Origin of the sequence: Streptomyces sp. SS1-1, from assembly GCF_008973465.1 — a bacterium.
Taxonomy (GTDB): Bacteria; Actinomycetota; Actinomycetes; order Streptomycetales; family Streptomycetaceae; genus Streptomyces.
The window spans coordinates 2,361,029-2,382,686 of record NZ_WBXN01000004.1; the positions used below are offsets into that span (position 1 = coordinate 2,361,029).

15 protein-coding genes and 1 pseudogene are annotated in these 21,658 nt (G+C 71.6%); 2 read left to right on the forward strand and 14 right to left on the reverse strand.

The features are described from left to right. Nucleotides 1–4 precede the first annotated feature (4 nt). From F8R89_RS11975 to proB, 5 genes and pseudogenes are all read right to left on the reverse strand, one after another. A pseudogene (locus F8R89_RS11975) lies at nucleotides 5–945 on the reverse strand (hypothetical protein). Between the two features lie 135 nt (nucleotides 946–1,080). After that, entirely contained in the window at nucleotides 1,081–1,677 is a 597-nt protein-coding gene (locus F8R89_RS11980) for a hypothetical protein (RefSeq protein WP_151783965.1), read from the reverse strand. Between the two features lie 162 nt (nucleotides 1,678–1,839). After that, the gene (locus F8R89_RS11985; RefSeq protein ID WP_151783966.1) at nucleotides 1,840–3,126 is read right to left on the reverse strand and encodes a glutamate-5-semialdehyde dehydrogenase; all 1,287 of its coding nucleotides are present in this window, start codon (nucleotides 3,124–3,126) and stop codon (nucleotides 1,840–1,842) included. Nucleotides 3,127–3,218: 92 nt separating this feature from the next. Continuing rightward, complete coding sequence (locus F8R89_RS11990) at nucleotides 3,219–3,674, reverse strand: hypothetical protein (protein ID WP_151788085.1); 456 nt, start codon at nucleotides 3,672–3,674, stop codon at nucleotides 3,219–3,221. 197 nt (nucleotides 3,675–3,871) lie between these two features. Continuing rightward, nucleotides 3,872–4,999, reverse strand: coding sequence for a glutamate 5-kinase (gene proB / locus F8R89_RS11995; protein WP_383655947.1), 1,128 nt, complete (start codon nucleotides 4,997–4,999; stop codon nucleotides 3,872–3,874). A gap of 190 nt (nucleotides 5,000–5,189) precedes the next feature. On the opposite strand from proB, the gene F8R89_RS12000 reads away from it, so the two are divergent. Then, entirely contained in the window at nucleotides 5,190–6,596 is a 1,407-nt protein-coding gene (locus F8R89_RS12000; RefSeq protein WP_151783967.1) for a polysaccharide pyruvyl transferase family protein, read from the forward strand. A 129-nt stretch (nucleotides 6,597–6,725) separates the two neighbouring features. Further along, complete coding sequence (locus F8R89_RS12005; protein ID WP_151783968.1) at nucleotides 6,726–8,768, forward strand: hypothetical protein; 2,043 nt, start codon at nucleotides 6,726–6,728, stop codon at nucleotides 8,766–8,768. Here the strand turns inward: F8R89_RS12005 and F8R89_RS12010 are convergent. The 9 genes from F8R89_RS12010 to rplU all read right to left on the reverse strand — a co-directional run bounded on the left by F8R89_RS12010 (nucleotide 8,740) and on the right by rplU (nucleotide 21,487). Then, nucleotides 8,740–9,909: a glycosyltransferase family 2 protein gene (locus F8R89_RS12010; protein ID WP_151788087.1), complete on the reverse strand. Its 1,170-nt coding sequence runs from the start codon at nucleotides 9,907–9,909 to the stop codon at nucleotides 8,740–8,742. The two genes, F8R89_RS12005 and F8R89_RS12010, sit on opposite strands and share 29 nt — an antisense overlap. A gap of 275 nt (nucleotides 9,910–10,184) precedes the next feature. Continuing rightward, nucleotides 10,185–12,227 (reverse strand): hypothetical protein, encoded by a 2,043-nt coding sequence (locus F8R89_RS12015; RefSeq protein ID WP_151788088.1) that lies wholly within the window; start codon nucleotides 12,225–12,227, stop codon nucleotides 10,185–10,187. Between the two features lie 148 nt (nucleotides 12,228–12,375). Further along, the gene (locus F8R89_RS12020; RefSeq protein ID WP_151783969.1) at nucleotides 12,376–13,875 is read right to left on the reverse strand and encodes a bifunctional cytidylyltransferase/SDR family oxidoreductase; all 1,500 of its coding nucleotides are present in this window, start codon (nucleotides 13,873–13,875) and stop codon (nucleotides 12,376–12,378) included. 373 nt (nucleotides 13,876–14,248) lie between these two features. After that, entirely contained in the window at nucleotides 14,249–15,808 is a 1,560-nt protein-coding gene (locus tag F8R89_RS12025; RefSeq protein ID WP_151783970.1) for an alkaline phosphatase D family protein, read from the reverse strand. Between the two features lie 240 nt (nucleotides 15,809–16,048). Further along, nucleotides 16,049–17,533 carry an FG-GAP-like repeat-containing protein gene (locus F8R89_RS12030; protein ID WP_225994372.1) on the reverse strand — a complete coding sequence of 495 codons (1,485 nt, stop codon included), beginning with the start codon at nucleotides 17,531–17,533 and terminating at the stop codon, nucleotides 16,049–16,051. A 40-nt stretch (nucleotides 17,534–17,573) separates the two neighbouring features. Then, a complete protein-coding gene (locus tag F8R89_RS12035; protein ID WP_151783971.1) occupies nucleotides 17,574–19,091 on the reverse strand; it encodes an FG-GAP-like repeat-containing protein in 1,518 nt (505 codons plus the stop codon). A gap of 232 nt (nucleotides 19,092–19,323) precedes the next feature. Next, nucleotides 19,324–20,760, reverse strand: coding sequence for a GTPase ObgE (gene obgE / locus F8R89_RS12040; protein WP_151783972.1), 1,437 nt, complete (start codon nucleotides 20,758–20,760; stop codon nucleotides 19,324–19,326). A gap of 137 nt (nucleotides 20,761–20,897) precedes the next feature. After that, nucleotides 20,898–21,152 carry a 50S ribosomal protein L27 gene (gene rpmA / locus F8R89_RS12045; RefSeq protein WP_055620927.1) on the reverse strand — a complete coding sequence of 85 codons (255 nt, stop codon included), beginning with the start codon at nucleotides 21,150–21,152 and terminating at the stop codon, nucleotides 20,898–20,900. Between the two features lie 14 nt (nucleotides 21,153–21,166). Beyond that, complete coding sequence (gene rplU / locus F8R89_RS12050; RefSeq protein ID WP_004931419.1) at nucleotides 21,167–21,487, reverse strand: 50S ribosomal protein L21; 321 nt, start codon at nucleotides 21,485–21,487, stop codon at nucleotides 21,167–21,169. Nucleotides 21,488–21,658 lie beyond the last annotated feature (171 nt).

Consider the following 21,658-nt stretch of genomic DNA (forward strand, 5'->3'; position numbering starts at 1 on the left):
CGGCTCAGACCTTCGGCTGGGACCCGGGCGCGAGCGAGCCGCACAGGGCCGTCGCCCCGCCGGTGGCGTAGGGGTCGGTGCCGGCCGGTCCGCCCTCCTTGGCGGTCTGGCCGGCCAGCAGCGGGTGCAGCCGGTTCACGGAGTCCTCGGCGCAGGACAGCGGTCCGGCCTGGACGTAGGAGACGACCAGCTGGGCCTGGTGCAGCCGCAGGTCCTCCCGGTCGAACCGGAAGTGCAGCTCGCGCCGCAGGGTGAACAGCGACGCGTCGGCCTTCCGTCCGCCGGCGGCCTCACGCACGGGGCGCAGGGCGTAGACGAAGGTGTGGTCGGCGGTGACCTCCAGCGTGGCGGCGTCGGTCTCGGCCGCCTGGAGGGTGCCCTGCACCCGGATGCCGCGATCCGCCAGCTCCGCCTGGGAGGGGTCGAAGCGCACCAGCCAGCCGGTCGGCGCGTGCCGTCCGTCGGGGGCGGGGTGGCTGAAGCTGCGGTCGAACTGGTCGAGCTGGTCGGGGTCGAGGAGCATCCGCACGGGGCGGGTCTGGTCGCCGGTCAGCACCTCGGGGTAGAGCGCGGACCGCACGATGTAGTCCTTGGCGATCAGCAGCGCGTCCGTGACCTGGCCGTCCGAGAAGTGCGCGGTGCGCCGGGCGGCCCGGAGCCGTCGGGGGCCTGGTAGGGATGGCGTACGCCCATGTAGATCGCGGTGCCGAAGGCGACGGCCATCAGCAGGACGAGGATCAGGGCCTGCCGGGACAGCCCTCTGCGCAGTGGGGGGAGGCGGCGGACGGCGGGGGCGTGGTCGGTGATGCGCTCCTGGGCGGAGAACTCCTGGAGGCGGGCAGCCCGCACGAACGATTCGTCGAAGACGACGGACCGGTACTCGTCCTCGCCACCTCCGGGGCCGCCTTCGGGTGTCCCCTCAGGTGGGTCTCCTGACCCTCCCATATCTTCAGGGTAGGTCTCGCGGAGCCCGGGTAAACGCCCGTGCCCAGGACAACTTCTGACAGGTCCTCACCGGATTCGGCCGGTCGGCCGAAAGGGTGCGGTACCCCCCTCCGTCAGGGGGCGGTGCCCCTTCCGTCAGGGCGTGCGCGGGATCGCCGAGACGGTCGGCCGGGAGTAGTCCGCGGAGGCCGAGGGCAGCGGTCCGCCGCCCTGCTCCAGCCCGGTGGTGGCCGGGACCGGCGCCTGGTCGCCGCTGCTGGAGGAGGCGCCCCGGTAGACGGCGGCGAAGGCCAGCGCGACCATGCCGACGCCCATCACGACGGCGAGGACCCAGGCGACCGGGCGATGCCAGCGGACCTGCTTGCCGAACGCCCCGGAGCCGCCGTAGCCGTCCTCCAGGAGGTGGCGGTCGTCCAGGTCGTCGTAGCCGGGGTCGCGGCCGAAGCCGGTGAGTTCGCCGTAGGCCTCGTCGAAGCGGTCGCCGCGGCCCAGGGCCCGGCGGGCCTCCACCTCGGAGGCCTCGGCTCTCGCCTGCGCGGCGGCCAGGAGGCGCTCGACGGCGGTCGGCTCGTGCACCACGGCCGCCTGTACGAAGGCCTCGTCGAAGACCACGGAGGCGAACTCTTCGTCCGACACCCCGTGGTCGTGGTCGTCGTCGGGCTCCCAGCCGTCAGGGAACGGCGTGCCCCCCACGTCCTCCGGCACGGATCCAGAGTAGACCTGGGGGGTCATTTTGGGCAGACGGTATGGAAATTCATCCGCCTGCCGAGACGCCCTTCCCGTGGCACGGACGTGGGCGGGGGCGCGTGTCGCACGCATATGCCCCGGGCGTGCGCCGGGCGCCCCCGAAGGTTCTCGGGGGCGCCCGACGGCCGGGGCGCAGAGGGGCCCGGATCAGCGCCGGATGTGCCCGTCACCAGTGACGATGTACTTCGTGCTGGTCAGCTCGGGCAGTCCCATCGGGCCGCGCGCGTGCAGCTTCTGCGTGGAGATGCCGATCTCCGCCCCGAAGCCGAACTGACCGCCGTCCGTGAACCGGGTGGAGGCGTTCACGGCGACCGTGGTGGAGTCCACCAGTTGGGTGAAGCGGCGGGCGGCCTGCTGCGAGGTGGTGACGATGGCCTCGGTGTGACCGGAGGTCCACAGGCGGATGTGCTCGACGGCCCGCTCCAGCGAGTCCACGACCGCGGCGGCGATGTCGTACGAGAGGTACTCGGTCTCCCAGTCCTCGGCGGTCGCCTCGACGACGGTGGCCTTGGAGTCCTTGGCGTACGCCATCACCCTGTCGTCGGCGTGCACGGTCACACCGGCCTCCGCGAGGGCGTCCAGGGCGCGCGGCAGGAACTCCGGCGCGATGTCCTGGTGGACGAGGAGGGTCTCGGCGGCGTTGCAGACGCTGACGCGCTGGGCCTTGGAGTTGATCAGGATGTCGACGGCCATGTCGAGGTCGGCGTGGGCGTCGACGTAGACGTGGCAGTTGCCGGTGCCGGTCTCGATCACCGGGACGGTGGACTCGGCGACGACCGTCTGGATCAGCGAGGCGCCGCCGCGCGGGATCAGCACGTCGACCAGACCGCGGGCCCGCATCAGCTCGCGCACGCTCTCCCGGCTCTCGCCCGGCACCAGCTGCACGGCGTCGGCGGGCAGCCCGGCACCGCCGACGGCGTCCCGGATCACCCGGACCAACGCGGAGTTCGACTCGTACGCGGAGGCCGAGCCGCGCAGCAGCACGGCGTTGCCCGACTTCAGGCAGAGGGCGGCGGCGTCCACGGTGACGTTCGGGCGGGCCTCGTAGATGATGCCGACGACGCCCAGCGGCACCCGGACCTGGCGCAGGTCGATGCCGTTGGGCAGGGTCGAGCCGCGCACGACCTCACCGACGGGGTCGGGCAGCGCGACGACGTCCCGCACGTCGGAGGCGATGGCCCGCACCCGCTCCGGGGTGAGGGTGAGCCGGTCGACGATCGCCTCGCTGGTGCCGGCCTCGCGGGCCTTGGCGATGTCCTTGGCGTTCGCCTCGACGATCTCGCTGGTGCGGACCTCCAGGGCGTCCGCGATGGCCAGCAGCGCGTCGTCCTTCTCGGCCCGCGGCAGGGGGGCCAGGTCGGCCGCGGCGGCCTTGGCGCGGTAGGCGGCCTGGGTGACCGGGGTCATGGCGTCGTACGGGGAGAGCGAGGTCATACAAGGAAGGGTAGTGCGCCCGCCGCACGGTTCCCGTGCGTGTTCCGCACCGCGAGACGGGCCGCGGGACACCTCCCCGGCCCGGCCCGCGGTCAGAACGGGTGGACGCCGACCGGGGTGGCCGGCAGCGGCCCGTACCCCTCCGCGACGCGCTGGTGGTAGGTCTCCCGGTCGATGACCTCGAGGCCCACGATCTCCCACGGCGGCAGGCCCGCCGTCTGGCGGTGCTCGCCCCACAGGCGCAGCGCCACGGCGGCCGCGTCGTGCAGGTCGCGGGCCTCCTCCCAGTAGCGGATCTCGGCGTGGTCGTTCGCGTACCGGCTGGTCAGCAGAAAGGGGTGGTCGTGGGCCAGTTGTTCGAGCGAGCGGCGGACGTCCTTCAGCGGCGCCTCCCTGCCGGAGACGCTGAGGGTGACGTGCCACAGGCGGGGCAGTTCCTCGGGCCGCTCGAACCGGTCGCCGGCCGCGACGCTCGTCAAGGCGCGCTCCTCACCGGCCGCGCGGGACGAGCCCCCACCGGCACTGCGGGGCGCCGTCCCAGGGCGCACTCGTCTCACGACGGCCTCCTTCACGCAGTGACCGACCGGACGGTCGGCGGAATGTGTCCGTGAGACAAAGTTGAGCAGGCCGCAAGGGCTCGCGGGGCGGTTTTGCGGAACGTCCACCTCACGACGACGTTCACAACGGGGTGTTCCCCCTGTTTTCGGCTTCTCCCGCGTGCACGGAGAGCCGGCAGGAGGCCCTTCTAGGACGTCAGCAGCACCAGGTCGTCGCGGTGGACGACCTCCCGTTCGTACTCCGCGCCCAGTTCCCGGGCCAGTTCGCGGGTCGAGCGGCCGAGGAGCTGGGGGATCTCCTTGGCGTCGAAGTTGACGAGGCCGCGGGCGACCGCGCGGCCGGTGCCGTCGCGCAGCTCGACCGGGTCGCCCGCGCTGAACTCGCCCTCCACGGCGGCGATCCCGGCCGGCAGCAGCGACTTGCGGCGCTCGACGACCGCGCGGACCGCGCCGTCGTCCAGGGTGAGCGAGCCCTGCGGGGTGGAGGCGTGCTGGAGCCAGAGCAGACGGTCGGCGGAGCGCTTGCCGGTGGCGTGGAAGTACGTGCCGGTGTCGCCGCCGGAGAGCGCCTCGGCGGCGTGGACCGCGCTGGTGAGGACCACGGGGATGCCGGCGGCGGCGGCGATGCGGGCCGCCTCGACCTTGGTGACCATGCCGCCGGTGCCGACGCCGGCCTTGCCCGCGCTGCCGATCTCGACGTCGGCGAGGTCCTGCGGGCCGTGCACCTCCGCTATCCGCGAGGTCCCCGGCTTGCTGGGGTCGCCGTCGTACACGCCGTCCACGTCGGACAGGAGGACCAGCAGGTCGGCGTGGACGAGGTGGGCGACGAGGGCGGCCAGCCGGTCGTTGTCGCCGAAGCGGATCTCGTCCGTGGCGACGGTGTCGTTCTCGTTGACGATCGGGAAGGCGCCCATCGCCAGCAGCTTGTCGAGGGTGCGCGAGGCGTTGCGGTGGTGGGCGCGGCGGCTCATGTCGTCGCTGGTGAGCAGCACCTGCCCGACGCGGACGCCGTAGCGCGCGAACGAGGCGGTGTAGCGGGCGACGAGCAGGCCCTGGCCGACGCTGGCGGCGGCCTGCTGGCGGGCGAGGTCCCGGGGGCGGCGGCGCAGCCCCAGCGGGGCGAGCCCGGCGGCGATGGCGCCGGAGGAGACGAGGACGATCTCCCGCTCCCCGCCGCTGCGGCTCTTGGCGAGGACGTCGACCAGCGCGTCCACCCGGTCGGCGTCCAGGCCGCCGGAGGCGGTGGTCAGCGACGACGAGCCCACCTTGACGACGATCCTGCGGGCCTCGTGCACGGCCTGCCTTGCCCCTGCCACCTCTGCTCTTTTCCCTCGTGTCCGCCGTTTCCCCTTCCGGCAATCTACGCGAAGGGGATCGTCCGGCGCGCGGGCATTCCAGCTCCCGGACAGGGCGGGCGGTAACCGCTTGCTCACGACACGCGTACGGTGAAAAGGTTGCGTTGGTTGCCTCTGGAAATCAAAGTCTCGGTAAATCTAGAGTGACGTCGTGTCACAAGCTCTCCAGGATCACCGCAGCACACGGCGTCTTCTCCTTCGTTCGGGCAAGAGTCCCTACGACGTCGTCTCCGTCGAGGAGGCGCTCGAAGAGGACGTCATCGCCACCAACTCCGGCAACCTGATCTTCAGCGACGCCACCCACAAGATCCTCGAGACCCCGCGCACGGAGGTCGTCTCCAACGGCATCCGTACCGACGTCTCGGCGGCGGGCCGGATCAACGAGGAGTTCGACGCCTTCGTCATCCCGCTGGCGAACGCGTTCCGGCCGTCGTTCGAGCCGCAGCTCAAGCGGCTCACCCGGCTGATCGAGAAGCTGCGCATCCCGGTGATCGTGGTCGGCGTCGGCGCGCAGGCCGGCCTCGGCTACAACGCGGCACGACTCAAGGGCATGGAGCCCGCCGTGCGCGCGTTCGTCTCCGCCGTGCTGGACCGCAGCGCCTCGATCGGTGTGCGCGGCGAGTTCACCGAGAAGTACCTCAACGACCTCGGCTACCGGGACGTCGAGGTGATCGGCTGCCCGTCGCTGTTCCTGTACGGCAAGGAACTCACGATCACGAAGAAGGAGCCGGCCCTCGGCCCCGACTCCATGATCGCGGTCAACGGCTCGCACAGCGCCGTGAAGTCGCAGGGCCTGGACAAGGTGCTGAGGCAGGCGCACGCCCGCTATCCGCACCTGCGCTTCATCGGGCAGAACCTCAGCGACGCCCGGCAGCTGTACTGGCGCGATCTGTCCGACCCGAACGGCCTGGTCACGGCGATGCCGACGCATCCCGAGCACCCGATGTACCGGGAGGACAAGGTCCGTGTCTACATCGACCCGGTCACCTGGATCGACGATCTGCGCGGCTTCGACTTCTCCTTCGGCTCCCGCATCCACGGCAATATCGCCGCGCTGCTCGCCGGCACCCCGGCGACCGTGCTGTGCGGGGACTCGCGGACGCTGGAGCTGTGCCGGTACTTCGGCATCCCGCACCGCCGGATCGACAAGCTGCCCGAGGACCTGGACCCGGCGTCGCTGTACGAGGAGGCCGACTTCGGCCCGCTGATGAGCGGGCACCAGGAGCGCTTCGAGCGGTTCACGGCGTTCCTGGACCGCAACGGCCTGGAGAACACGTTCACGCACGGCGACGGCGGCGCCGCCTTCGACGAGCGGATGCGGGCGCTGACCTTCCCGGCGGGCATCCGCCCCTGGAACGAGTTCGACCTCGCGTCGATGGCCGGCCGGTTCGCCTTCCTGCAGCGCCGGGTCGGTGAACTCGCCAAGGACAACGAGCGGTTGCGGCGCGACCTGGCCAGGTCCGCCCCCGGCGGCGGCACGCTCCCCAAGTCGGTCTACCGGCGGGCGCGGCGGGTGGTCGGCGCCCCCATCCGCCGGGCGCTGCAGTCCGGGCGGTAGGGGACACCCCTAGGCGCCCCGCGGCACCACGGTCACTCCAGGCGCCCGGCGACACGGGCGTGTCGTCTCCGGGCCACCGAGCGTTGAACCGGACGCACGACGTCCCGCGCCGACCTTGGAGTGACCGCGTTGCCCGCACCCCTGTCCCGCATCCCGGCGGGAGCACTCGTCTCGGCCCTGCTGGCCGCCGCCTTCTGCGTCCAGGCCGGCGCGGCGCTGCGCCCACACGTCCCGCTGCTGCTCGCCGCGACGGTGGTGTCCCTCGCCGTCGAGGGCGTGCTGCTGCGCTGGCAGCGCGTCGTGCTGACGGCGTTCGCCAAGTCGCACGCGGACATCACCGTGCGGCATGTCCTGCGGGACCTGCTGCTCGTCGTCGCCCTGCTGCGGCTCGGCGAGCAGCAGGAGCCGCTGTACTCCCCGCTCGTCGGCGGCCTGCTCGCCTTCTACGCCCTGCACTGCGCGATCCAGGCCGTCTCGGTCCTGGTCCGCCGCACGCGCACGCTCCCGGTCGTCACCCGCAACATCGACGCCTCGGCCCTGCGCCTGTCCCCCGCGCCTCCGCTGCTGCTGCGCCGCCCCGGCCCACGGCTGCTGCTGTTCGGACTGCCGGCCACCCTGGGTCTGCTCGTCACGGCGGCCACCGGCGACCCCCGGTGCGCGGCCCTCGGTGTGGCCCTGTCCCTGGGGCTGGCCGTCCTGGGTCTGGCCGATCTGCTGCTGCGGCTGCTGCCGGGCCGCCGCCCGGTCGGTGAGCGGGCGGCGCTGGAGTGGCTGGACGCCTGGCTGGCGGAGTACCGGCCGACGGCCGGGCTGTACTTCTCCGGCGGCGCGTCCTCGGCGTACCAGGCGAACATGTGGCTGGAGCCGCTCGCCGAGCTGGAGGGCCGGCCCCTGATCGTGCTGCGCGAGCGGTTCATGGTGCAGAAGATCGCGTCGACCGATGTGCCGATCCTGTGCCTGCCGAAGGTGTCCACGCTGATGCGCCTGGAGGAGTCGTCGCTCCAGATCCTCATCCACCCGTCGAACTCCGGGAAGACCTCGCAGGTCCTGCGCATCCCCACGCTGAAGCACACCTTCGTCAACCACGGGGAGAGCGACAAGCTGTCGTCGTGCAACCCGTACGCGAAGGCGTACGACGAGGTGTGGGTGGCGGGTCCCGCGGCGCGGGAGCGGTACGCGTACGCCGAGGTCGGCGTCGAGGACAAGGACGTCGTGGAGATCGGCCGCCCCCAACTGGACGGTGTCCTGCCGTACCAGGGGCCGCCCGCCGGTCCCTGGACGACGGTGCTGTACGCGCCGACCTGGGAGGGCTGGGACGGCAACCCGGGCAACACGTCGGTGATCGAGGCCGGCGAGAACGTGGTGCGGGCGCTGCTCGCCGACCCCGGGGTGCGGGTGCTGTACAAGCCGCATCCGCTGACCGGTTCGGTGGACCCGCGGGCCGGGGCGGCCGACGAGCGCATCCGGGAGCTGATCCGGGCGGCGAACCGGGAGCGGGCCGTGCCGCGCCCCCGGGACACCGGCGGCCTCGCCGCGCTGACCCGGGAGCTGGACCGGCTGACGACGCTCGCCGGGCGGCCCGGCGCCGACCAGGTCGAGCGGATGCTCGTGCAGTCGGCGCCGGAGCCCGGGCGGGCGCAGGCGGTGGCGCGGGCGACGGCCGCCTGGGAGGAGGCGTACTGGGCGTCGCTGCCCGAGGGTGAGCACCAGATCGTCGTCGACGTCCGGCCCACCCTGTACTCCTGCTTCAACCAGGCGGACCTGCTGATCAGCGATGTGTCGAGTGTGATCAGCGAGTTCCTGGTGAGCGGCAAGCCGTACGCGGTGGCCAACACCAGCGGTCTCGCGGAGGACGTGTTCCGCAAGGCGTTCCCGACCGTGCGGGCGGCGACAGTGCTGGGCCCGGACGCGGCCGGGGTGCCCGCCCTGCTCGACGCGGTGCGCCACCCCGAGAAGGACGAACTGGTCCAGGAGCGCGCCGAGTTGAAGCGGCACCTGCTGGGCCCGGACGAGCCGTCGGCGCAGGAGCGCTTCAACCGGGCGGTCCAGGAGCTGTGTTCGGCGGCCCTGGCGCACCGGGCGCGGATGACGGAGCGGATGGCGTCGGAGACCCCCACCGAGATCCCCGACCAGCGGCGGTCCGCTACGCCGCCGCAGCGCGCCCATCCGTAGCGGCGGCGGATCTCAGTATCCGCCGCGCCTTGCGCGCCGCTCTCCGCAGCAGCGAGCCCGTGCCGCCCTCCCGGTATCCGGGGTAGGCGCGGGCCTCGCGCGGTTCCGCGAGGTACACGGAGTCCGGGACGCCGGCCGCGGCGTCGCGGAAGTGCGGGTAGGCGAGGTAGAGACGGCGTCCGCCGCGCTCCAGAAGGGCCGCCGGCTGCTTCTTGTCCTTGAGGAACCGGGCTACCGACACCAGGAGTTCGGGCCGCTGCTCGGCCACGAGGTGCAGCCGCAGCCGTTCCTCGACCTTGAGCCGGCGGGCGACGCCGGGCGTCCAGTAGGCGTCCATGAGGGGCTTGGCCAGTTCGAGCTTGCGCCGGCGGACCTTCTCGCTGTCCTTGGCGAACCGGGGCCCGAACTGCGGGAGCAGGGTGACCACCAAGGGCCGGGTCATGAGCAGGTCCCGGCGCTCGCCCGCCGGTATGTGCTCGGCTATCAGGTGCATCAGGGCCCGCGCGGAGTCGAAGCGCAGCTCGTAACCGCCGCTCTTCGTCACATGCTTGCCGTCGTCGCGGCCCACCAGGTAGTAGCAGGTGTAGTCGGCGATGACGGAGACCCCCTCGGCCCGCAGATACGCCTCCATGGTGAACAGCGCGTCCTCGCCGGTCCACAGCGACTCGTCGAAGCGCATGCCGTGCCGGGTCAGCAGCTCACGGCGGAACAGCTTCTGGGCGCTCAGCGTGTACCGGATGTTGGACGAGAAGACGTCGGTACGGTCCAGCGTCCGGCCCCACATCGACTTGGGCGCACCGCGGTTGACGCCCTCGATCCGGCCGAGCACCACATCGGTGCCGTTGCGGTCGGCCATCGCGACCATGCGTTCCAGCGCCTCGGGACCGAGCCGGTCGTCGGCGTCCAGGAAGAACACATAGCGTCCCGTGGCCTTCCCCAGGCCGACGTTGCGCGGGCCGCTCGGGCCTCCCGAGTTCTCCTGTCTGATCACGGTCACCGGCATGGTCGCCCGGGCCGCGAACTCCTCCAGGTACTCGCCCGTGCCGTCCGTGGAACCGTCGTCGACGGTGATGACCTCGATGCGCTCCGGGTCGATGGTCTGTGCCTCGACCGACGCGAGACACTCGACCAGATACGGCATCGCTTCGTACGCCCCGATGATCACTGACACATCAGGCTGCGTCACGTTTCCCCCTCGTCAATGGCATATTTCCCCCGTATCGCCTCATTAGCTACCTACTAGACGGCCGGTCGTGACGGGGGGTTGCCTGTGAGGCAGGTTTTGGTGAGTCAGATCACAAAGCGAAGGGCGATAAGGGAATTCACCCGGCGGGAAAAGTAAGAGCTCGGAAAGAAGAAGGCGCGGCCCCCGAGGAAAGAGTTCCTCGGGGGCCGCGCCGGTTTTCCGGGCCTGGATCAGGCCGTCGTCACGTCGTCCCCGGCCGTCGCGACCCGCTGTGCGGGTACGGCCGCCGCGCGCGACTCCTGGCCGACGTTGCGGGTCTCGGCCTTGATGGCGAGGTCCGCCACGGCCGCGTTGAACTGCTCGATCGAGGTCGGCTCGTCCGGGCCGAGCAGGTACTGCTTCAGCTCGGTGCGGTCGGCGGCCAGCGGGTCGGCGGACGGGTCGCGGACCGCGTCCAGCAGTTCGCCCAGCGGCTCCGCGCGGTTCGACAGGATCGTCGCGGCGCGCACGGCCGTGTTCTGGCGCTTGAACTCCTCCACGCCCAGCTCGGCGGAGTCCGTGACGGCGTACGGCTTGCCGCTGGCGATGAAGTCGGAGACGACGCTGGAGATGTCGGAGACCATCGCGTCGGAGACGTTGAAGCAGTCGTACAGGCGCGGCTCGGCGCCCGTGATGACGCGGTGCTCGTGGGCCGGGAAGGAGCGCCAGTAGGCGTCGTTCCACTCGGCGCGCAGCCGGGCGACCTCTTCGTGGCGGGCCGGGTCGAGCAGCCCGTCGCGGGTGGCCTCGGCCTCGTCGCCGCTGACGCCGGCCTTGCCGGACAGCTCGGCCAGCCGCGCCTCGATGCGGGTCAGCTCGGCCTTGGCGGCGGCCTGCGCGGCCGTGTCGGCGGGGAAGCGCGGGTCGGCGGCGCGCTCGGCGGCGGCCTTCTCGACCAGGGCGGTGATCCGCTGGTGCGCGGCGCCGGCCTCCTTGCTGACGGTGCCGGTGAAGGGGTGCGGCTTGTACAGCACGCGGACCGGCGGGTCGGCGGCGACGAGCTTGCGGACGATGGTCTCGCCGGCGAGCACGATCGAGGTGTTGCCGGGGTTGCCGTCCCAGCCCTCCCAGGTGGGGGCGTACAGCACGGTCGGGACACGGCCCTCGGGGACGCCCTGCCAGGTCTGGATGGGGGCGAGCTGCGGGCGGCCGACCTCCACTATGTCCTCGTCGCGGACGCCCACGTCGGCTATGGCGTAGCGGTCGCGGCCCGCGCGGCCGGCGGTCCACACCTCGTCGTACGCCTTGCTGAACGGGTTGACGCTGGCCAGCTTGTCGCTGTCGCCGTGGCCGATGAAGACGTGCTTCATGGTGGGCACGCGCAGCAGGTGGATGTTCTTGCCGACGTTCGCGGCGTACAGGGCGACGCGCACGGTGCTCAGGTCCAGGTTCATCAGGTGCACACCGCCGGGCACGCAGACGACGGGGACCGTGGTGGGCGCGAGGTTCGCCAGGATGGCGCGCTCGCGCAGGATGATCAGCGGCTTGGAGTCCAGCTGCTCCATGGTCTCCAGCCACATGTTGACCTGGTACGCGGAGTCCTTGGAGCCGGAGAAGTACAGCACCGTCTCGGGCCGGTAGGCGCGCAGCCAGTCGTCCACGGCGGCCAGGACGAGCTCGGCCTTCGGCGGGATCTTCCGGCCGCGCACGTACGGCACGAGCGCGAGGACGTAGAGCAGGCCGAGGCCGACCGTGATACCGATGCCGACGAAGCCGATGGCGGAGTGCTCCAGCCAGGCGGAGGCGAGGATGCCGGCGACGGCCGCGAGGTCCAGGTGCAGCATCTTCTCGGCGGAGCGGTGCAGCAGCCCGCGCGGCGGGGCGTCGGGGATGCGGATGCGCGAGGCGAGGTCGACGTTGCGGGTGGCGACCGGCATCCGGCGCCGGTTGCGGATCAGGGTGACCAGGGCGCCGTGCGGGGCCTGGAGGCCGTAGAAGGCGATGAAGCAGGCGACCGCGCCGTAGTAGACCAGGTTGTCCGCCAGGCTGAGCCGGGCGAGCAGCAGGAGCAGCAGCAGCTCCCTGATCAGGAAACGGATCGACAGACCGGCCCGGACCTTGCTGAGGCGGTTGACCAGGTAGCTGCCCTTGCGGTGCAGATAGTGGTCCGCCAGGTACGTCACGGCGGCCGCCGCCGCGAAGGCGGGAATGCTCGGGACGAGCGCGGCCAGCATGAGTGCCGGGAATCCCAGCATCATGAGGACCGCGGCGGCCAGCTCGGCCGCACTGCCCACCCGGGCGACGCGAATAGCGGTGGATATCACGGAGAACCTGCTCAAGGGAGAGGGGCCGGTCTGAAGAGGGAAGGACTCAGGCCCCTGTGAATTCTTCGTGAACAAAGAATCGCAGAGGCCTGAATTCCATAAGGCTATTGATGGCTGATTATGCCACGCCGTCCTGGCGGTCCAGCACACTGGCCAGTGCCTGCTCGAAGCCGGACGCCTTGCCCGCCGCCGCGGTCGGGTCCTGCTGGCGGACGTCGATGACGTGTCCGGTCAGCTCGGAGAGCAGGACGTCGAGCGAGGTGCGGGCGACGGCCTCGGAGGAGAGCAGCGAACCCGCGGGCTCCTGGCCGAAGGCCTTGGTGCGCATCGGGGTGGCGGTCCGCTCGGGGTTGATGCAGTTCACGCGGATGCCGTCGCCGGCCCACTCGTCACTCAGCGCCTGGGTGAGGTTCACCATGGCGGCCTTGGTCGAGGAGTAGAGGCTGTACTCGGCGCGGCCGCGGGTGTAGCTGCTGGAGGTGTAGAGGAGCAGCTGGCCCTTGGTCTCGGACAGGTACTTGTACGAGGAGCGCGCGATCTGCACGGGGGCCAGGTAGTTGACCTTCAGCGCCTCCTCGATGGTGGCGTTGTCGGTCTCGGCGAGCTTGCCTATGCGCAGCACACCGGCGGTGTTGACGACGTAGTCGATCCGGCCGGTCTCGCCGTACGCCTTGGACAGCGCGTCGTCGACCTCCTCCGGGTTCTCCACGTGGGTGCCGGTGGTGGAGCGGCCGAGCGCGTAGACGTTCGCGCCGTAGGACCCGGCGAGCTCGGCGATGTCCTTGCCGATGCCGTAGGAGCCGCCGAAGACGACGATCGTCTTGCCGGTGAGCAGGTCGCGGTAGGCCTCCTCGCTCACCTGCTCGGGAGCGGCGGTGGAGGCGAGCTGGAAGAGCTTGTCGGCGATGAAGACGTCGACGGGCTGCGTGACCTTCATGTTGTACTCGTCACCCGCGACGACGTGGATCGGCACGTCCGGCAGGTACTTGAGCACGACGGAGCAGTCGTCCGTGGCCTGGAAGTTGGGGTCGCCGGAGGCCACCTCGTAGGCGCGCTTGATCGTGGACAGCTTGAAGGCCTGCGGGGTCTGGCCGCGGCGCAGGCGGGAGCGGTCCGGGATCTCGGTGATGAACTCGCCGTCCTCACCGTGGGTGCGCGTGACGATGATGGTGTCCGCGGACGGGATGGCGACGTCGACGGCCTGGAAGCGCTCCAGCGCGACGACGCAGTCGTCGATGACGCGCTGCGAGAGCAGGGGGCGCACGGCGTCGTGGAAGAGGACGTTGAGGTCCTCGCCCTCGGCCAGGCCCTCGCCGAGGGCCTCGATGGCGCGCTCGGTGGTCTCGTTGCGGGTCGCGCCGCCCTCGATGATCTTCTTGACCTTCGTGAACCCGGCCTTGGCGACGATCTTCTCGATGTCCGGGACGTACCCGGGTGCCATCAGCACGATGACGTCGTCGATCGAGTCGGCCTTCTCGAAGGTGGTCAGGGTGTGCTCGATGACTGCCTTGCCGGCGATCTTCAGCAGCTGCTTGGGGATCGACAGACCCACGCGCTGACCGGTTCCACCGGCCAGGATCACTGCGGTGGTACGGGGCTTGGCTATGTGCTGGGACACAGGTGACCTACCTTGTGGCGACTGGGAACTTCGAAATGGTCCCACTTGGGGTTACCGCGATGCAAGGTGAGCGTCCTCGGCCGCAAATGTGCGCGCAACCTGTCATTCACCTCGTACCCATGGTCCTTGCCGAGAGGCCCTTCGAAGGTCCCTGGAATTGCTGTGAGTAACGGCACAGGCTCACCGCGGCCGTGGCGCGGGGGCTTCGGGCCATGGTGTCCGGGCGTTCCCACGGGATCCCTGGACGATGTCCCCCGAACCGTACGCGACGTGGCGGCCGCGATGTACCGCGCGGCCGCCACACGAGGGGTGTGTGTCTTCACTGTGACCCCGCTGTGGCCTGACTCCGGGCCACGAAGGCGTGTTACCTGGGTCACACCACCTCGACGCCGGGCCTGCCGGCCTCGACCCGCAACCGGGCCAGCGTGCTCGCGGTCGCCGTCGGGGTGCGGACCGTGTCCACGATCCGCACGCGCGCGTCGATGCCGTCGGGGCGGATGTCGAGGAGGTGGTAGCCGCGGTGGGCGTCGATCAGCTTCCAGTGCGGGTTGTCCGGCACCCTCGGGTCCCACTCGCGGTGGAAGGCGTCCTGGTCCTGGTCGCCGTTGCTGGAGACGGACGTGCCGACGAACTCCGCGCCCACGACCTCCGACCCGGGGTCGGCGAAGTCCCGCTTCAGATCGCTGACCATCGTGAAGTGCCGGTCCCCGCTCAGCACGACGGGGTTGCGGACGTGCCGCAGCTCCTCCATCAGCGCGTCGCGCTCGGCCTGGTAGCCGTCCCAGGCGTCGTAGTACCAGAGCTTGCCCTCGCCGACCCGCAGATCGGTCTCCGCCATCATGATCTGCGAGCCGATCAGGTTCCAGCGCGCCGGCGAGCGGCGCAGCCCGTCGAGCAGCCACCGCTTCTGCTCCGCGCCGAGCATGGTGCGCGCCGGGTCCTGGGCGCCCTCCTGCGTGGTGGCCTGGTCGCTGCGGTACTGGCGGGTGTCCAGCACGCTGAGCCGTGCGAGCCGGCCGAACTCCAGGCGGCGGTGCATCCGGATGTGCGGGCCGTCGGGGACGGCGCTCGCGCGGACGGGCATGTGCTCGTAGTACGCCTGGTAGCCCGCCGTCAGCCGGGCCACGAACGCGTCGTGCGGCTGCTTGTCCGGGTCCTGCGGGATCTCGCCGGCGAAGTCGTTGTCGATCTCGTGGTCGTCGAAGGTGACGATCCAGGGCGCTGCCGCGTGCATCGCGGCGAGGTCGGGGTTGGTGCGGTACTGGGCGTACCGGTTGCGGTACTGCTCGAGGGTGTACGGCTCACCGCTCCCCTCGTGCCGCCGCACACCGGTCGACGACGGCGTCGACTCGTAGATGTAGTCGCCCACGAACAGGACGGCGTCGGGGTCCTGGGCCAGCATGTCGGCGTACGGCGTGAAGTAGCCGTGCTGCCAGTTCTGGCAGGAGGCCAGGGCCAGCCGCAGCGGGCCGCCGGAGCTCGCGGGGTGCGGCGCGGTGCGGGTGCGCCCGGTGGGCGAGAGCTGCCCGCCGGCGCGGAAGCGGTACCAGTACGTCCGGCCGGGGCGCAGCCCGCGCACGTCGACGTGGACGCTGTGGCCGAGTTCGGGCCGGGCCTGGGCGGTGCCCCGGCGCACGGCCTTGCGGAACCGCTCGTCGCCGGCGATCTCCCAGTCGACGGCGACGGGCCGGTCGGGCATGCCGCCGCCGTTCAGCGGGTCGGGCGCCAGCCGCGTCCACAGCACGACGCCGTCGGGCAGCGGGTCGCCCGAGGCGACGCCGAGGCCGAACACCCCGTCCGGCAGCGGCTTCTCGGTGGCACGGGCGGCCGCCGGCAGCCACAGCTGCGCGGAGGCCGCCGCGCCGAGCATCGCGGCGCCCGCGGTGAGCACTCGGCGCCGGTCGGGCGACATGGATCCGGATACCCCGGTCATCGGTGAACTCCCCTGTCTCGCTTGCCTCGTGGACACTTCGGATGCTCGCGCCGCCGGGTGGACCCGGCGCTGAACGGCGAGCTTCGCGTGCATGACAAATGGGGAGACATCGGAGGGCCCGTCACGGCACGGCGGTGCGCTCCGGCGCGTCTGTGGGTGTGGGGTGCGCCGGTGCGGGAGCGCCGCGACGGGGTCCGGTGATGCGATGTGCGGGTGCGCGTGGTGCGGTGTGCGGTCGGGTCAGTCGTCGAAGTTGGCCGCCAGCCTCGCCTTCGCCGCGACCGTGCCGAGGGTGCCCGCGCCGAAGGTGGACGAGCCCGTCGCGCTGATCCCGGCGGACGACGAGGGGAACACCCACACCGATCCAGCGTTCTCGTTCTCGCCGGGCGCCCCGACGACGAGTTCGGCCCGTCCGTCGCCGTTGCCGTCGACGAGGTGCGTGGCGCCGCCGAACGCGTCGTTCGTCTCCGCCACGCCCGGCACCGAGGCGGTGTCCTGGTTGACGCCCTGCGCCCCGGTGCCGGTCAGACCACCCCGGGAGCCGCGCAGGAGCACGGTCCCCCCGGCGTTGCTCAGCCCGTCGAAGTCCTCGCCGGGCACGCCCACGGAGACGTCCGCGTAGCCGTCGCCGTTCACGTCGGCCACCGTCACGTCGGTGCCGAAGCCGTCACCCCGCTCGGCGGCGCCCGGCACCCCGGCGCTGTCCTGGTTGACGTACATGGCCTGGGTGCCGACCGGGCCGTTCGCCGAGCCGGGGACGAACGCCACCCGGCCGCCCAGCGGGATCGGGGTGTCGAGGTCGCTGTCGTAGCCGTCGACGGAACGGCCCACGACGATGTCCTCGAACCCGTCGCCGTTCACGTCGCCGACGTCGACGAACTCGCCGCCCTGCAACTGCCATCCCCGGGCGTCGTGCGGGATCGTGCCCTCGGCGAGACCGTCGCGCGTGCCCCGCCAGTAGACGATGTGCCGGGCGTCGTACTCGTCGCCCTGGTTCAGGGTGCCGACGACGTCGTCCACGCCGTCGCCGTTCACATCGCCCGTCGCCAGGTCCAGGAACCGGGAGTCGGAGTCGTCCCGCACGATCTCCTCGCCGCCCCGCGCGGCCCCGTCCCGGCCGAACGGCCCCCGGATCACCCGCAGATCGGCGTTGCCCTGCACGACGACCAGGTCGGCCTTCCCGTCGCCGTTCACGTCGCCGACGGCCAGCTTCCCGCGACCGCTGAGCCGGTCGTACGTGTCCTTCCCGTACGCCAGCGCCGCCCCGCCGGACAGCCCGGTCGCCCCGCCCCACACGACCTGGACGAGCCCGGTCTCGGCGCCGCCCTCGACCGAGTCCTCCCCGGTGACGCCGACGACGAGGTCGGTGTATCCGTCGCCGTCGAGGTCGGCGCTGCTCACCGCGCTGCCGAAGTGGTCGGCGGTCTCGGCGGAGTCGGGGACGCCGGGCGTGTTCTGGCTGATGACCTGCTTCGACGACGGCTTCAGCCCGGTCGCCGAGCCGTACACGACGGCGACGTACCCGGCGCCCGTCTTCCCGTCGACGGTCGCGTCGGGTGCGGCCACCGCGAGGTCCTCGTAGCCGTCGCCGTTGAAGTCGGTCCTGATCCCGGCGGTGCCCGACGGGGCGGCACCGGCCGCCTGGGCCGCGGGCAGGACGGCGACGCCCGTGGCGGCCGCCACGACCGCGAGGGCCATCCGCCAGGCCGGTCCATGAGTGCGCATCTCGGTCTCCAGTTCTGTGTGGGGGGAGGTGAGTCGGCGGTCAGCCGGTGACGGCGGCGCCGAAGCGGGCCTTGCTCGCGGTGAAGCCCATGGTGGTGGGGCCGAACGAGACGGAGCCGGTCGCGGTGATGCCGGTGGCTGTCGTGGAGAAGACCCACACGGAGCCGTCGGTCGCGTTCTCGTCCGGGTCCCCGACGACGAGCCCGCTGCGCTTGTCGCCGTCCGCGTCGACCAGCGCGGTGTCCGCCCCGAACCGGTCGCCCTTCTCGGCGGTGCCGGGCACGTTGGCGGTGTTCTGCGTGAACGCCTTGCTGCCGGTGCCGGTCAGACCGGACGCGCCGCCCCGCAGCACGAGCACGGCGCCGGCGTCGGTGATGCCGTCGAGGTCCTCGCCGGGCAGGCCGGTCGCCACGTCGAGGTAGCCGTCGCCGTCGGTGTCGCCGAGGGACAGCCCGGTGCCCATGCCGTCACCCTTCTCGGCCGCGCCCGGCACCCCGGTGGTGTCCTGGTTGATCCAGACGGGCTTGCGGGTGGTGGACACGCCCTGCGGGCCGCCGTACACGACGGCGACGGCGCCGCCCTTGGTGGGCAGCCCGGTCGTGCTCTCCGAGGAGTGGCCGACGACGATGTCGCCGTAGCCGTCCTTGTTCAGGTCGCCGATCGCGGCGTCCTCGCCGGGGACGGTCCGGCCCTGCGCGTCCTTGAGGAGGCCCTTGCGGGTGAAGCCGCCCGTGCCGCCGAGGAGCAGTTCGACCCCGCGAGTCCCGTCGGCCTTCGTGGTCCGCACGGCGAGGTCGGCCGTGCCGTCGCCGTCGACGTCCCCGGCGGTCAGCGACTGGTAGCTCTGGGTCTTCCCGGCGATGGTGAAGTAGTCCTTCTTCGCGGGGTGCCCCTCACGGTCGAACGGGCCGTGGAACACGGTGCCGTCGCCGTTGCTCTTCTCCGGGTCCCAGCTCTGCCAGTCGTCGTTGCTGAGCGTCACCAGATCCGGGTGCTGGTCGCCGTCGACGTCCGCCACCGTGAACAGCCCGGTCGCGGCGGGCACGAGAGGCGTCCACATGAGGGTCGTCGGCTGGGACGACAGCCCGCTCGGGCCGCCCCAGTCGACCTGGACCGTGTAGCCGTCCTCGAGGTCGACCTTGTAGTCCTGGATCACCGAGACCAGATCGGCGTAGCCGTCCCCGTCGAGGTCGGCGCTCTCCAGGTGACTGCCGTACAGGCCCCGCCAGCCCTCCGGGCTCTCGACGCCGGGGCCTTTGAGCACCTGCTTGCGGGAGGTCGACAGCCCGCTCGCCGAGCCGTAGAGCACGCTCACCGAGCCGGCGCGGGCCTGGGTGTTCACGGTGGTGCCCGGCGCCCCGATGGCCAGGTCGGCGTACCCGTCGCCGTTGAAGTCGTCGTGCAGCCGCTTCGCGCTCGCCTTGGCGGTGACCGCGGACTCGGTGGCGGCGTTCACGGCGGGGACGGCGATCGCCCCGGCGACGAGCACGGCACCGGTGGCGAGCCCCAGACGTCTGCGGCGCTCGAGCGGGGTACGGCGGTGGGAACGCGAGGGCACGGCAACTCCGTCGAGTCGAACGGCGGCTGAGGCGCGGCGAGGTTCAAGATCTTCCTGCGCGCCGCCCAGTACGACTCACCCGGCCGCCCGGGGGTTGCCCTCGGCAGCCCCACGGGTTTCCCCACGGTTCACCGATCCGGCCACCGCGTCCGGCCGCCGGGCGCGGACACGACGACGCCGGGACCACCCGTGGTGGCCCCGGCGTCGCTCACACCGGACGTATCCGTGTCTGTTAGAACGGCTCGAAGTCGTCGAACTCCCGCGCCGCCTCGTCCCGCTCGGCCTGCCGGTCGCGCCGGCGCTGCGCGGCGGGACGGGGCTCCTCCAGGCGGTGGTCCTCGCCACGGCGGCCCAGCATCTCCGCGCCGGCCATCACCGTCGGCTCCCAGTCGAAGACGACCGCGTTGTCCTCGGGGCCGATGGCGACGCCGTCGCCGGAGCGGGCGCCGGCCTTCATCAGTTCCTCTTCCACACCGAGGCGGTTGAGGCGGTCCGCGAGGTAGCCCACGGCCTCGTCGTTGTTGAAGTCGGTCTGCCGCACCCAGCGCTCCGGCTTCTCACCGCGCACCCGGTACAGGCCGTCGTCCTCGCGGACCACGGTGAAGCCCGCGTCATCCACGGCCTTGGGCCGGATGACGATCCGCGTCGCCTCCTCCTTCGGCTTCGCGGCCCGCGCCCTGGCGACCAGGTCGGCGAGCGCGAACGACAGCTCCTTCAGCCCGGTGTGGGCGACGGCGGACACCTCGAAGACCTGGTAGCCGCGGGCCTCCAGGTCCGGCCGCACCATCTCGGCGAGGTCCTTGCCGTCCGGTACGTCGATCTTGTTCAGGACGACGAGCCGCGGACGGTTGCCGAGGCCGCCGTACTCCCGCAGCTCGGCCTCGATGATGTCCAGGTCGGAGACGGGGTCGCGGTCGGACTCCAGCGTCGCGGTGTCCAGGACGTGCACGAGCACGCTGCACCGCTCGACGTGACGCAGGAACTCCAGGCCCAGGCCCTTGCCCTGGCTGGCGCCCGGGATCAGACCGGGGACGTCGGCGATGGTGTAGACGGTCGAACCGGCCGTCACCACACCGAGGTTGGGCACCAGCGTGGTGAACGGGTAGTCGGCGATCTTCGGCTTGGCGGCGCTCAGCACCGAGATCAGCGAGGACTTGCCCGCGCTCGGGTAGCCGACCAGCGCCACGTCGGCGACGGTCTTCAGCTCCAGCACGATGTCCTGGAGGTCGCCGGGCTCGCCGAGCAGCGCGAAGCCGGGCGCCTTGCGGCGGGCCGAGGCCAGCGCGGCGTTGCCGAGGCCGCCCCGGCCGCCCTGCGCGGCGACGAAGGACGTGCCGTGCCCGACCAGGTCGGCGAGGACGTTGCCCGCCTTGTCCAGCACCACCGTGCCGTCCGGCACCGGCAGGACCAGGTCCTGGCCGTCCTTGCCGGAGCGGTTGCCGCCCTCACCGGGCTTGCCGTTGGTGGCCTTGCGGTGCGGGGAGTGGTGGTACTCCAGCAGCGTGGTGACCGACTGGTCGACGGTGAGGATCACGTCGCCGCCGCGCCCGCCGTTGCCGCCGTCGGGCCCGCCGAGCGGCTTGAACTTCTCACGGTGGACGGAGGCACAGCCGTGGCCTCCGTTACCCGCGGCGACATGCAGTTCGACGCGGTCCACGAAGGTGGTCATGGTCAGTGCCTCCAGAAAGTACGGGGTGGTTCTTCGTTAACACGCGAAAGGCGGACCCGCCTTCCCGACCGGGAAGTGAGGTCCGCCTCGCGAATCGTTCGGTCGAAGCCCTGCGCACAGGGCGGTGAGTCAGGGACTCAGGCGACCGGGACGATGTTGACGACCTTGCGGCCACGGCTGGAGCCGAACTCCACCGCACCGGCCTGCAGCGCGAACAGCGTGTCGTCGCCGCCACGGCCGACGCCCGCACCGGGGTGGAAGTGGGTGCCACGCTGGCGGACCAGGATCTCACCCGCGTTGACGACCTGACCGCCGAAGCGCTTCACGCCGAGCCGCTGGGCGTTCGAGTCGCGACCGTTCCGGGTGGACGATGCGCCCTTCTTGTGTGCCATGTCTCCTCAGTCCCTTACTTCGCAGCCGCGGGGATCTCAGTGACCTTGATCGCCGTGTACTGCTGGCGGTGGCCCTGACGACGGCGGTAGCCGGTCTTGTTCTTGTAGCGCAGAATGTCGATCTTCTGCCCCTTGTGGTGGTCCACGACCTCGGCCTGGACCTTGATGCCGGCCAGCACCCACGGGTCGCTGGTCACAGCGTCGCCGTCGACAACGAGCAGGGTCGAGAGCTCGACCGTGTCGCCAACCTTGGCGGTGGAAATCTTGTCAACCTCAACGATGTCGCCGACAGCAACCTTGTGCTGGCGACCACCGCTGCGCACGATGGCGTACACGCGGATCTCACTCTCTCGCTCGGGAACGGCACCCCCGCAGTCCAGCCGCCCGGCACGCGGACGGCCTCTCCGAAGCACCCGGTGCGTCGGAGGACGAGGTTTACGGGGATGTGGCGCGTCCTATATCCACGGACACACCGAGGGTCAAGGTTACGGGGCCGCTGCCGAGGG

Coding starts and splice junctions, on each gene's coding strand:
- F8R89_RS11980 (WP_151783965.1), bottom strand. CDS start 1,677: ATGACCCCCCAGGTCTACTCTGGATCCGTGCCGGAGGACGTGGGGGGC.
- F8R89_RS11985 (WP_151783966.1), bottom strand. CDS start 3,126: ATGACCTCGCTCTCCCCGTACGACGCCATGACCCCGGTCACCCAGGCC.
- F8R89_RS12010 (WP_151788087.1), bottom strand. CDS start 9,909: ATGCCGTATCTGGTCGAGTGTCTCGCGTCGGTCGAGGCACAGACCATC.
- F8R89_RS12025 (WP_151783970.1), bottom strand. CDS start 15,808: ATGACCGGGGTATCCGGATCCATGTCGCCCGACCGGCGCCGAGTGCTC.
- F8R89_RS12030 (WP_225994372.1), bottom strand. CDS start 17,533: ATGCGCACTCATGGACCGGCCTGGCGGATGGCCCTCGCGGTCGTGGCG.
- obgE (WP_151783972.1), bottom strand. CDS start 20,760: ATGACCACCTTCGTGGACCGCGTCGAACTGCATGTCGCCGCGGGTAAC.
- rpmA (WP_055620927.1), bottom strand. CDS start 21,152: ATGGCACACAAGAAGGGCGCATCGTCCACCCGGAACGGTCGCGACTCG.